We start from the raw sequence: 12,526 nt of genomic DNA, 5'->3' as shown, positions 1-12,526 counted from the left end.
GGCTCCTGGACACGTCTTCATCATTTCGTTATCTATTTGCTCTCTATGTGGACTTCCTAGAGAGGCGCGCGGCACGGCATAAAATCGCTCATGAGTACCATTCCGTATTAGCGGTTGAATATATCACCGGACTGTAGAAAAATCTCTATACGAGCTTTACGATTAAACGAACATTGATAGTGAGCTAGTACACGGGAGGTTCCCATGAAAGCTGTAGTTGTCCCTGACGTTGTTGATGGCTCGATAAATGTCACCGATGTTCCCGTGCCCGAGGTGGGGCACGGTCAGGCGCTCGTGAAGCTAGAGTACTCCGGCGTCTGCCACACCGACCTGCACGTTGCGGCGGGCGATTTCGGTAAGGTTCCGGGGCGCGTCCTGGGGCATGAGGGTATTGGTATTGTCACCGAAGTTGGTGAAGGCGTTGAATCGCTCAAGCCCGGTGACCGTGTCTCTATTGCATGGTTCTTCCAGGGATGCGGGCACTGCGAATACTGCACCTCCGGCAGGGAGACCCTATGCCGTACCGTCAAGAATGCGGGCTACACCGTGGACGGTGCCATGAGTGAGTATGCCCTTGTCACGGCAGACTATGCCGTGAAGGTTCCTGAAGGTTTGGATGCGGCGCAGGCAAGTTCGATTACCTGCGCGGGCGTGACCACCTATAAGGCGATTAAGGAATCGCAGGTACGCCCCGGTCAGTGGCTGGTCGCCTACGGCGCTGGCGGGCTGGGCAACTTGGCGGTGCAGTACGCCAAGAAGGTTTTCGGTGCCAAGGTTATTGCCGTCGATATTAACGATGACAAGCTTCAGCTTGCCGCCGAGACCGGTGCCGATGTCACGATTAACGGTCGTGAGGTTGAGGATGTACCGGCGAAGGTTCGTGAGGTAACCGACGGCGGGGCGCAAGCCGCCGTGGTAACTGCGGTATCGAGGGTTGCTTTTAACCAGGCGGTTGAGAGCGTGCGTGCCGGAGGCAGCGTGGTAGCTGTGGGCCTTCCGCCCGAGAAGATGGAACTGTCTATTACAAAGGTCGTTCTTGACGGTATTCGCGTGCTCGGCTCGTTGGTTGGCACCCGCCAGGATCTTGCCGAAGCGTTCCAGTTCGGCGCAGACGGGTTAGTAGTTCCCGTAGTGCAGCTGCGCCAGGTCGATGAGGCTCCGCAGATCTTCGAGGAGATGAACGCAGGCAAGATTAACGGGCGTATGGTGCTCGATTTCGCAGGTCTGTGGTAAGGCAAGAAGGCTTCTCACACGGGTGCGTTAGGTACTGAATCTTTGCGGTAGCGCGGGTTGCCGCCCGTTTCTACACATAGGGTTCTGAGCCCCTAATGCAAAAAAGCGGTGTCCCCTGGAACGTATGGAAATTCCGGGGGACACCGCTCTATATGCGGAGCTAGTGATTAGCTGTCCTGGGTATCGTGGGATGCGGAGCTGTCGGAACCACCAGTTTCATAGAAACCCCCAACACTCCATTTGTTATTGTCGTATTTAGCCGTGAAGTTAATCTTCTGAGTGCTCTTCTGCTGTTCTTCAGGAAAATCTACAACCTCACCATCATGTACGCCGTATTCCCCCCGAGTTAGATTCACGGTTACCGGCCACGTGTAAGTGCCGTTCTCTTCCTTAGGCTGAGCATCCTCAAAGTTCATCACAATTTTAGGGTCTGCAAGCCAGCTCTTCCCGCCCTGAAGCTCCGCAAAAAGAGCACCCGACAGTGTGCGCTCTTTATCCTCATCGCTCATAGCGCTTTCTTTGATCAGAGATACATCGCCGGTCTGCAGTGCGTACTGCAAAGCCGCACCAAGGAACACGATCGAAGAGTACAGACCCGCGACGGAGTTTTCGTTCATATTCTCAGGCTTGATAGGCTTGGGAACATTCTTTGCGGGAGTCTCACGAGTTGCGGGCTCATAGGTGCCAGCTGAGGTATCGAACTTATCGATTTTAGCTTCGCCGCTGTAGTCGCTGCGGGTGCTCGTCGAGGAAGCCGATGTGCCGGAATCCCCGCCGTTGCCGTTCGAGTTAGAGGAGGAGCACGCCGCCAAGAACGCGGCAGAACCAAGACCCAAGACGCCTAGAGCACCGCGGCGGGATACAGAAGTAGTCAGCATGTTGTTATCTTTCAGTCGGTGATTATTGCCTATTTATTATAGAGTGCATACATCGGAAGAACCCATTTAGGGCAAGCTATGTTCCCACGGGTGCGGAGAGGCTACAGGTTTTGCTGATGCGCCTGGGGATTAAGCGGTATGAGGTGCTGAGGCTTGTAAGTTGCGCACGAATCGGATCTCTCGTAACGCCTCAAACGACTCCCGACCCTCTAAAAACCCAGACTCCGACAACTGCTGCACCGAAGAGGCCCACTCTCCCGTACGCACCTTATACAAAATATGACCAAAAATCACCGTGCCGTCGAACTGCCCCGGATCAAAACTCAGCCGCTTACGCTTGCCCTGATCCCGGAAAATAATACGAATCCACCCGTTGCGGTTGTTATCTAGATACGTGAGCCTATCAATCGAGGTATACGGTGCGGTATAGGTGCGTCCGAGGGAGTTACGCCAAGTGACCGAGTGCTCATCAAACCGGATATAGAGCATGTAATAGTTAATGATTGCAACCAAGCCCAGAGGGCAACCTACTATAAATACAAAAATATGCATCCCGATATCGAAACCGTACATAATATCTAGAAATATGGGGAATGGAATTAGGAAGAAGAGAAAAATTCCCCATCCGAGGTAGAGGACAAAGCGTGGGCGGTGTTGCCTCACCCCGACGGAGACATGTGAACCTTTACGTTGGATGCCGGGCATAGCTCCGACGAGTAGGCCGCCAAGCAGACCACCTAAAATACCGTTTTCCATCTCATAGCTCTCTTTCTAACCCGCCATATCTGCTGATACGTCTTTTCAACTGTACTTTTTCCTTATATGCTCATCATGTACTTTCAGAGAGCTTTGGTGGCCTCATCAGGGCATAAATAGAGCAAGAGGGATGCGCTTCGTGCAGAATACACGAGCACACCCCTAGCCAATATTAGAAGCTGGTTATGATTCCTGATGATGCTCCGCATCAGTGGTTTCTTGGTCTTCAGGTTCCTGCTCTTTTGGGTGGTTCCGGCCCGTATCCCAACCAATATAGAACACCCCAATGCTGATCAAGATACTCACAAACATCAACGCGCCCCAGCCTATCCCTGGACCCATAAAGGTGCAGAATATGGTGCAGAGGAGAAATAATACCGTGAGTACTGCCCCTCCGATCATGAGGCTGTACTTATAGATTCTGGTCTCAAGATCCATCAGAGATACCTTTTAGGGGTGGAAGGTGCGCAATATTTATATGTATCAGTATAGTTTCTGTGTGTAACTATCAGGTTTTCAGAGGAACAGTACTCTCACTTGGGTAAACGTAGGTTTCCATAGATACTGAATGACTCACCTCTGGACGGTATTCCTAGATGTTCAGGAAAACATAGCTTTGGGATGGTTGATGAGCCATGGTGCATAAATGGTGTCGTCCATGGTGTATATAATCTCTCGCAGGTCTTCCCGCGCCTTCATCACGGCCCACCTTCCATGAGTTTGACGGAAGATTATCTGGCTCATCAGATATGAAAAATCTTGACTGCCGATAGACAGTATCACGTTATTGTTTTTGTGATATAAGGTTATTTTCTCTTTGGGTTCTTGAACGTAAGTGTATCCCAGTATTTCATCGTATCGTAAGTGGGTGCTCTTAAACGGTTTATTTCTGTAGGTGAACCCTTGCAGTCTGAAATGCGTATAGGACCAGCCTCCAACTCGCATTCCTACAATACCGCATGCTATAAGGATGGGATACATGATTAATCCTGCTATATCTGTAGAGTCCAGGGTTTTATCTTCAAAATATAAGTAGATTGTAAATATAAATATTGCGAGAGAAAGCAAGGATAAACCTGCTCCCACTATGAATAAAATTAAGGAAGGTCGTCGTTTCTTGGGTATGATGGATTTTGCAAATTTTTCAATATTATCATCAGGTATATTTTCGATATTCTTTGCAATGGCAGAACGTTTACGCTTTTTACTGCTTGGGCTGGATATGATGTCGCCAATAAGGTCGGGTATCGCCGATAGTATATCTGTAAGGTCAATGAGACTCACTAAAACTCCCTGATTAGAATTTGAAATACAACTGTGACCGCACATAATCGCGACCAACCCCAGAGGCAAGGACCCCGCTTTCTTCGAGTTCTTCCCAAACAAAACGGGGTCAGTAGGCGCTAACTCAGTTAGTCTAGTTTGAGTTTTTTCTCATAACACAACCGCTTAATACGCTCAAACATCTTCTCATACGACCCATAACCAACCACCAACTCCTCAACCTGCTCAGGAGTCAGATCCCGCGGCCATTCCTGATGCTCCACCCGAGACAAAACCATCGCAAATAAGATAGAGGCATCAAACTGCCACGGATCAAAACTCAGCCGCACTCGCTTAATATTGCGGCTGCGTACCCGTAAGTACCCGTTCTTCCCATTACTTTGCAGCAGGATTTCGCTGATGCTCTCATATGGCATATACCGAATCTTCCACCGCCAATTACGCCAGTAGATTCCCGAGAGGGTTTGCTGGATATAAAACGCATGACAATGATTCACAAACGGAATTACCAAAGGACCACAAATAACAAACGCAAGAATAAAAGAAGCTATGGGGTCACCATACTTGATGGTTACATATATAGGTGCTGCAACTAATCCTCCCACTAGAAGTACATAACCAGCTATAAAAGCAAGCTTTGGGCGGTGCTGTTTGACCCCGAGCACGGGCTGACCCATCGTACGTTTCAGCGAGGGAACATTCCGAACGAAAAGACCCGCCAACAACCCAATCAACGCAGGAGGCACAACAACCTACCTTCCCTCAAATCCCTGCTCCCTTTTTTATGAAGGACGCTCTGCCTTCTCAAACTTCGTCACAGACGTAGACCCAGAGTTAAAAACCTGAAAATCCAGCAGTGTCACCTTATAGTACCCGCCGACCTCCAAAGATCCCGCATACTCGTCCATAGACTTCTTTGGATCAGGAGAATCCGACATATGTAAATTCCCGCACTCTTTTGTCTTAAAATCTGCTACACGCTTATAATCCGTATTCCCCGAGACCAGACCACCCCGATCGTGCACATCAACATGCTCGAGGGTGCAGTACTTGTAAGTCCCTGCACTATCATTACGTGAAAGAAAATATAAAAACGCATAAAAGCTTACAGCAACGACAACAATGATGCATGTTACCAATGTTTCTTTAACATTCTTACTTCTCATAAATCTCTAAGATCCGTTGCCATAGATCCTCACAATACTATTTTCAGTACCAGGAAAGAGGACAATCCTGGGAAGCCCAAATTTGTAGCTCTTCCCTTCTTTTAGTAGATTATGATAATAGTTTGCGTCTTTCTCACCAATATCGGACCATACCATCTGAGGGCAGTTCGATGAGTCTATATACAGGCTATACGTGGTTTCTGGAGAGTTGGCTGATACCGAATCATGTCTTTTGACCTCGGTTTTGGTGACAGTGCATTCCTTAATGATTGGATTATTCTTATTGTGAGCCGAAACCCCAAAATATATACCAAAAAATAATAAAAATCCCAACGGCACAAGCACAATAATATATTTCTGTCGGAACCATGAAAGATTTGACTTTAATAGTTTTATCATTGTGTAATCACCTTCTTAATTTTTTTATTCTATTATAAATAGTACCATATGTATTTATATATGCCGCGGGTATAATCTATCTCCTTTCCCGCTGCCTTTTTGCACCTAGATTTTTTAGAATTTGAAATATAACTGTGACCGCACATAATCACAAGCAACCCCAGGCGCAAGAAATCCGCCTTCTTCGAGTTCTTCCCATGACATAGGCCATCGTCCACACTTTGACCTGTACATAATATGTCCGTACAGAACATCACTATCAAACTGAGCATGGGAAAACTTAAAAACTAGATACCGAAACAGCACACGATGCTCGTAGCTTTTGAAGCGTACCCATCCTCCTTTATTAGTATCTGCAAAACTAAAATATTTGATACTGTCATACCGAATAAAACGCTTCTTGCCCCTCCAATTTCTCCAAATTATACGATCTTTCTGGTAGCATATAAAGAAAATATAATAATTAATAAGAGCAATAGCAGGTATTATGCCCACAAAAAAGCTAATAACATGATTTGCAATATCAAACTTTGTGGTGATATCAAAATACAACGGCAGGATGACAAGGGATAAAGCTATACCCGCCCACCCGAATACACCAAGAAGGGTGGGCCTGCCCTGTATTCTATTTAGAGACAGGGTTCCTGTTTGATTATTCACACCAGGCATCGCCTGGGTAGCTGCCCCAGCTGCTGCACCGATAAGAATCTTATCAAGCATGATATTTTACCTATCTTTCTATCCTGATATAACCCATATCATGTAAAACCCTACTTAAAAATTATCTACTAAACGGGAGCTATCACAGAGATATATTTCTGACGGAACCTATCAGGGCTGATTTTACCTTCCTACGAAAACCCACACCGAATCTCACCGTACATGACATATGCGGGCGCTCCGAGACAAGACCGGAGTGCCCGCACAATTAATATCTGCCACCTCGCCCCAAACAAAACGGGGTCATAGGCGCTAACTCAGTTAGTCTAGTTTGAGTTTTCTCTCATACGCCAACCGCTCAATACACCCAAACATCTTCTCATACGATCCAAACCCAGCCACCAACTCCTCAACCTGTTGCGCGTTCAGGTTTTGCGGCCATTCCTTGTGCTCCACCCGAGACAAAACCATCGCAAACAGGATAGAAGCGTCAGAACTCAAAGAACCCTACCCATTCTCACGGGGGAATTCGAGGGGTTTAACCCAAGCATGATCCTGTAAAAACCGTACCCCCGGCCTACCAGAGAGGATTTGCTGGAATCGTTCATCCTCCCACACCTGCACCCAATGCCCCATCTCCACACGATACTGCAACTGAGCATAAAGAATGGTCGCATCAAACTGATTCGTATCAAACCCCAATTTGATGTGCTTGGGCAGTTGGGTACTTCTGATCTTCACCCACCCGTTCTTACTCGTCTGCTCATAGGAGACTTTGTAGATGCTGTGGTAGTCAAAATACCGGACTTTCCGTCGCCAGTTACGCCAGCGTATCCCAGATTCCGTAAAACAATGGTAATAGTTATGACAATGAGCCACAAAAATAAAACCAGCAGGACTGACCATCACCACAGAAATGATGTAAGCCTCTACAGTAAGCCCATATCTGATCCAAAAGTAGATAGGGAGTCCAATGAACGCGATGAAGAGTATCCCGTAGCTGATGATATAAGCAATCGGCGGGCGATGCTGTTCCACATTCAGGGTTTCTAGTCCTTGTTTACGTTTGGCTCCGGGCATGATGTTCACCAGGAACCCGCCGAGCAGACCATAAAACGCAGGACCCATACCCAACACCCTTCTTCACCGTAGCTTTTAAATCTTCTAGCAAAATAAGTTACCAAAAACATACGCCCTGGGGTGTGCTCGTGTAGAATACACGAACACACCCCTCCTCTCTAAAAGATAAAAACCTCGTTTCTTTTAGGGACGCTCCGCTTTTTCTAACCGAGTTACCGATGTCAGCCCCGGAGAACCAAGCTGCACATTCTTCAAGTACACCTTGTAATACCCTCCCGATTCAATGGAAGCCATATAATCATCCATTGATTGATCCTTATTCGGGGAATCTTGTTTATGGGTGCTCACTACTGGTTGTTGGTTCCGGGCGTGGGTACGGTGAAGGCACCACAGGGCTACCAGCGGGATTTCCCGCACGAGGATCAGGCACCGGTTCCTGCACTGCAGGCTGCTGCACAAACACAGGCTCGTTACCGTACAGCAGTATAGGAACGTTGGGAAAGACTGTTACTTATCATGACGGACTTTGATGATTTGCATAGCGATACGCGCCCGTATCGAAGCAGCCCATCCAGATGCCGCCAAGAACCATGCTTCTGCTGTCCAGTACCCGACTAAACCTGGAATTATCACCATACACCCTGGAAAGCCCACCCATATTACTACAGCCACTACCGCTACGCCGAGCAGCACAAACATGATGGCTGGATGTATTTTCAAGACTCGTTTAGCTATGACGGATACGAGCATCATCCCTGCGGTTACCAGTGCTGCTGGGTGCATGAGTGTTCCCACATCAAATGATTTTCCATAGATGTAGATGGGGAACACGGAGGAAAACATAATTACAAACCCTAGCCCGATGGTAATTATAAAGACGAGGGCTATGTTATCTCGGGCAGGCTCTTTGGCTTTTTCTACCTCCTGCTCCGCTTTTTGTTGTTGTACATACGCAGCGTACTCCACCGAACTCATTCGGGAAAGCTTAAGCACTTCAAGATAAACAACAAGCACATTTCCCGAATAATACCCAGCACCAATACTAAAAGTACTGAGCAAGAACACCTCTTGGGAAATACCCCAGGGTATCCCAAGAACAACTCCTAGCAGAAAAGACAGCAGGAAGAACGAAGCGAAATAGATTCCCCAGGCCGGGTACAGTCTGAGCTTAGAGAATAAAAGAACGGTCCAGGCGATTCCTGCTGGGGGCAGAAGTAAAGCAGCTATATAGAATGCTAATGGTTTAGGGTGTTCTACGGCATCGATGAGCATCCAGAGTACGGGGATAGCGACCATTAGTTGAGAGAAGCCTATGGAAAGCAAAGTAGGCCATAACACCGGCTGAACACGATCATCAGACGAAATCGGCATACTCTGTGGAGCTTTATCAGCACCATTGCTCTCGGCGGTACTTGGTCGAGGTTGCTTCTCTGGCTTCCCCACGGAACCCCCAGACGGTTGATTCATATCCTGACAACTCCTCCTGATGCGGCTTTTCTGTGAAGCAGACTGGTCCAGCCAATAGTTGACTGTACATTGTTTCTCGACGCAGCTTATGAACTCTTCATTTCCTTTTATTCTCAACAAAACGCGCTACCAATCCATAACAACTGGCAGTATAGCTCTGACGCTTGTGGAGGACTGTTTTCTCTACGGTAGCACCATACGCTCGAGCCTGATAAGTGGAGTTATCTAGAAAGTTCTCGATGTAGCATAGATTCATATTTCTGTTGTCTATGACAGAAATTTCAAGATATTTTGAAACACACTGTAAATATCCTTGACCCTTATCTTCAAACTCGGGTAGTCTGGGTCCCAGACCTCCACCATGAGGCGTGGAGCACCTCCAACCACGAAGGAACAATTATGAGTGAACGCGTCCTTAGTACCGATACCGCTAAACAGGCTATCAGCCAAATGCAGACCATCATCAACGGCGGCTTTCAAGAGCAAATTCAGCAACTGAACAGGCAGGGAGAAGTTCTTTCCGACCCAAATAACTGGGACGGTCCGCTCGCATCCCAGTTCCGTGGATCATGGCAAGATACCCGTCTTGCTCTCAATAAAGTGAAAGAGGAACTCGATCACCTGCGTGCTCAGGTTCAGCAGATTTCTGATGATATCTTCCGAGCGGGTGGCGGCGCATAGTCAAAAACTCTTTCTGGTGGGTGGAAAGCAGAAAAGTACCTTCTGCTTCCCACCCATTTTAGTATCTATTTCTGACAACTTCACCGATACATAGAATCAGAGCTGATCATATGCATGCGAATACTGACCCCGTAAAGTTTGACTTTGGTATGGCAGATACCCTGGTGTCTTCTTTTAGATACTGCCGGACGTCAATTGAGAATCAGATGGGTGAGCGTGAAAACGCTATTAAACATGCCCTAGAAGAATTTAAGGGTAATTATGCTGATCTTTTTACGAAAAATACTCGTAAATCAATGCAGCATGCACATGAACTTATAGAAGCTCTTCGTAACGCCGAAGAAAACCTCAAGAAATATATTGAAGCTGCACACGAAGAAGAACGCATCCGACGAGAGATTAAAGAGTGGGAAGAACAAGAAGAATCTAAGAGGAGCCATGGAGGAGTTACTGGCGCATCGGGTACTTTCAACCTTAATAAAGATAAAAAACAAATGTCCGAACCTCCAAGGAACACTGAACCCCCAAACTACAGTAACTATGTATCAGACTCAGCTCGGAGCCGTGGAGGGTTTGCATCGGGCTTGGCCAAGGATCTGACTGAGCAGGTTCAAAGTAACCCAAAATTGCTGAGTCAAGGTACGGTTTCAGGGATTCCTGCTAATCTTTTTGAGTATTACGAAAAAATAACTACTCTCAATCCTGAAGTTGAGAAGAATCAAGGTGCGCTGGAAATAATCTACGAAGTATTTATCGAGGGTACTGAATGGGGTGTTTTTGATGCTGTTGCCCTCATTACTGCTGTTAAAGGCTGGATCGCAGACACATACACAGAAGCTGGTACGGCTCTAAAAGCTTCTGAGGAGCTTTGGAAAGCTGGGAGCAATGGAGATTTAAGTGCTTCAAACCCTAATCTTTCAAACCCCTATGAAGTTCATACTGTAGATACTCACACAATTATTAAATCTATCGGTGACCTTTCTTTTCAACGTTATCTTGCTTATGTTCCCTCTGCACAGATTACTGGTGGTGTTCCCAGTTCGGGTTATAAGAATGATCCGGTAAATATTGCTACAGGTAACTTTATTGAGCCTGAAGTTGACCTCGCTTTCGATCACACCTCTGCGCGTTCTCTCAAGCTAAAACGCATGTATAACAGCGTTGCTGTGGTACATAAACATGGGCTCCCTTCGGGGGTTTTTGGTCCAGGGTGGTCATCTACTCTTGATGCCAAATTAGTATTTTCCAATCAAGAAGCTCAGTGGTACACCGATGATGGTCGTATTTTGTGCTTTCCCCGTCAGGACAACAAATTTGAACGTGCACCAGGAGAACCTTGGTGGATAGAAAAAATTGATTCTGAGAATGTGCTATATGAACGTATTCAGAGAGCACATACTCAGGCATGGGAGCAAACGCGCCCAGAGGAATCTTTGATTCCAGATCAGTATTACTGGGTCATCAGTAATGAGGAGCATGTTTCACATGCTTTTACACCCTCCGGTTTTTGGCTTTCCACAACAATAGGGCATCCCTCAAACACAGTGGTAGCTCTGCGTCGAAACAACCTTATTACTGAGATAATTCATCCTGCTGCTGGTCGGGGCATCCATATTGATTATTCATCATATAAATCTGGTACAACGACTCGTCCACTACAGGCATATACCTATAACACCATCGGCTCCCACGCTAACATCCCATTATTTGTTGCAGAATATGGGTACAATACACATGGTCATTTAGTCTCTGTCGCAACTGCTGCCGGAACCCGCTCATATTCGCACACTCCTGAGCACCTAATTCATGAGGTAACAGATGTAAACGGACATGTTGAAGTCACCAATACTTACGATCAAGATGGACGTGTAGTACACCAGCTTAGTGAATACGATTATGAAATTTCATATCAGTATTTGGCTGATGGTAAAACTGTTATTGCCGGAAAAAATGCGGGAATAGCTCCCAATATTTTTTATAGTGACGCTAAGGGGCGGCTTGTAAGTACTGTTGCATCCGATGGTACTCGTTACACTATGCGCTATAACTCGTTTAATAAGCGCGTCAGCGAGACCTACCGTGATGGAACAACTGTTGCTCGTTCATACGATACCCGCGGACGTTTAGTGAAAGAACGGACTCCCGAGGGTACCGACTATACCTACGGGTGGGATGAACATGACCGTATCACTGATGTGTCTGTACGGGACGCACGTGATACCGTCAATCTAGGTCCATCCATGACGGTGACATACGAGTATGCAGATGATACAAACCCCAATCCTGTAGCCCTCACCGATGCAACTGGAGCTGTAACACGCTACGAGTGGAACGATCAAGGTTATCCCACACGAATCACTGATCCTACCGGTGTCATTAATACATTTGAGTACGATGAACACGGTGATCTGATCGCCGTTTCTGACGGTCTTGGAAATACAGTCTCATACACGCGTGATGCCCAAGGGCGGATTATTCGCACCACCAACCCATTGGGATATGCATCTACGATCCGTTACAACGAGTCCGGTGTTCCTGTAAGTTTTGAGGAACCCTCAGGTGCGCGATGGACGTTGATATACCCTCAGGTTCATACGGGTTCACATATTCCTACTTTAATCCGTAATCCACACCGTACAGAACAATCTGTGACGATGGATGGTCTGACTCAGGGCCTTCTACCTTCTGCTCTGACAGATCCATACGGCAATACGACTATGTTCACTTATAACCGTGCTAACGATATTACTTCAGTGACCGATCCACTGGGGCATACTCTGCAGAATATCTATGATGTTCGTGGGAACCTCACACAGATTGTAGATTCTAACGGCGGCACATGGAATTACGTTTATGATGGTTTGTCTCAGCTGGTTGAGGCTACCGATCCGAGCGGCGCTGTCACCCGGTATTCCTATGATT

General features: G+C 47.0%; 13 protein-coding genes. 4 read left to right on the top strand and 9 right to left on the bottom strand.

Translation table 11 applies throughout. The features are described from left to right. Window positions 1-204: 204 nt before the first annotated feature. Complete coding sequence (gene adhP, locus HMPREF2981_RS04470) at window positions 205-1,233, top strand: alcohol dehydrogenase AdhP (RefSeq protein WP_070661084.1); 1,029 nt, start codon at window positions 205-207, stop codon at window positions 1,231-1,233. A 167-nt stretch (window positions 1,234-1,400) separates the two neighbouring features. Here adhP and HMPREF2981_RS04465 read toward each other — a convergent pair whose 3' ends face one another. From HMPREF2981_RS04465 to HMPREF2981_RS04420, 8 genes are all read right to left on the bottom strand, one after another. After that, window positions 1,401-2,111, bottom strand: a complete 711-nt coding sequence (locus HMPREF2981_RS04465) for a DUF6318 family protein (protein ID WP_070661081.1) — start codon at window positions 2,109-2,111, stop codon at window positions 1,401-1,403. Window positions 2,112-2,240: 129 nt separating this feature from the next. Beyond that, window positions 2,241-2,867, bottom strand: a complete 627-nt coding sequence (locus tag HMPREF2981_RS04460) for a hypothetical protein (RefSeq protein ID WP_048779534.1) — start codon at window positions 2,865-2,867, stop codon at window positions 2,241-2,243. 183 nt (window positions 2,868-3,050) lie between these two features. Beyond that, window positions 3,051-3,305, bottom strand: a complete 255-nt coding sequence (locus HMPREF2981_RS04455; protein WP_048779536.1) for a hypothetical protein — start codon at window positions 3,303-3,305, stop codon at window positions 3,051-3,053. A gap of 162 nt (window positions 3,306-3,467) precedes the next feature. Further along, window positions 3,468-4,151 (bottom strand): hypothetical protein, encoded by a 684-nt coding sequence (locus tag HMPREF2981_RS04450; protein WP_070661078.1) that lies wholly within the window; start codon window positions 4,149-4,151, stop codon window positions 3,468-3,470. 128 nt (window positions 4,152-4,279) lie between these two features. Continuing rightward, a complete protein-coding gene (locus HMPREF2981_RS04445; RefSeq protein ID WP_070661076.1) occupies window positions 4,280-4,897 on the bottom strand; it encodes a hypothetical protein in 618 nt (205 codons plus the stop codon). A gap of 36 nt (window positions 4,898-4,933) precedes the next feature. Next, entirely contained in the window at window positions 4,934-5,089 is a 156-nt protein-coding gene (locus HMPREF2981_RS11050) for a hypothetical protein (RefSeq protein WP_239664722.1), read from the bottom strand. A gap of 741 nt (window positions 5,090-5,830) precedes the next feature. After that, a complete protein-coding gene (locus HMPREF2981_RS04430) occupies window positions 5,831-6,436 on the bottom strand; it encodes a hypothetical protein (RefSeq protein ID WP_070661073.1) in 606 nt (201 codons plus the stop codon). A 447-nt stretch (window positions 6,437-6,883) separates the two neighbouring features. Beyond that, window positions 6,884-7,504, bottom strand: a complete 621-nt coding sequence (locus HMPREF2981_RS04420) for a hypothetical protein (RefSeq protein WP_070661066.1) — start codon at window positions 7,502-7,504, stop codon at window positions 6,884-6,886. A gap of 288 nt (window positions 7,505-7,792) precedes the next feature. Between HMPREF2981_RS04420 and HMPREF2981_RS10865 the strand changes: the two genes are divergently transcribed. Beyond that, on the top strand, window positions 7,793-7,945 hold the full coding sequence (locus HMPREF2981_RS10865) for a hypothetical protein (RefSeq protein ID WP_168165923.1): 153 nt from the start codon (window positions 7,793-7,795) through the stop codon (window positions 7,943-7,945). Between the two features lie 18 nt (window positions 7,946-7,963). Here the strand turns inward: HMPREF2981_RS10865 and HMPREF2981_RS04415 are convergent, their stop codons facing one another. Further along, window positions 7,964-8,923 carry a hypothetical protein gene (locus HMPREF2981_RS04415; protein WP_070661062.1) on the bottom strand — a complete coding sequence of 320 codons (960 nt, stop codon included), beginning with the start codon at window positions 8,921-8,923 and terminating at the stop codon, window positions 7,964-7,966. A 399-nt stretch (window positions 8,924-9,322) separates the two neighbouring features. On the opposite strand from HMPREF2981_RS04415, the gene HMPREF2981_RS04410 reads away from it, so the two are divergent. After that, entirely contained in the window at window positions 9,323-9,604 is a 282-nt protein-coding gene (locus HMPREF2981_RS04410; protein ID WP_070535802.1) for a pyrophosphorylase, read from the top strand. Window positions 9,605-9,753: 149 nt separating this feature from the next. Next, window positions 9,754-12,526, top strand: a 2,773-nt coding sequence (locus HMPREF2981_RS04405; RefSeq protein WP_168165922.1) for a DUF6531 domain-containing protein, incomplete at its 3' end; no start/stop codon positions are given.

This window comes from Rothia sp. HMSC069C01 (genome assembly GCF_001814655.1).
Lineage (GTDB): Bacteria > Actinomycetota > Actinomycetes > Actinomycetales > Micrococcaceae > Rothia > Rothia dentocariosa.
Note: the sequence above shows the minus strand (reverse complement) of the source record. Positions and strands in the feature narration are given on the sequence as shown.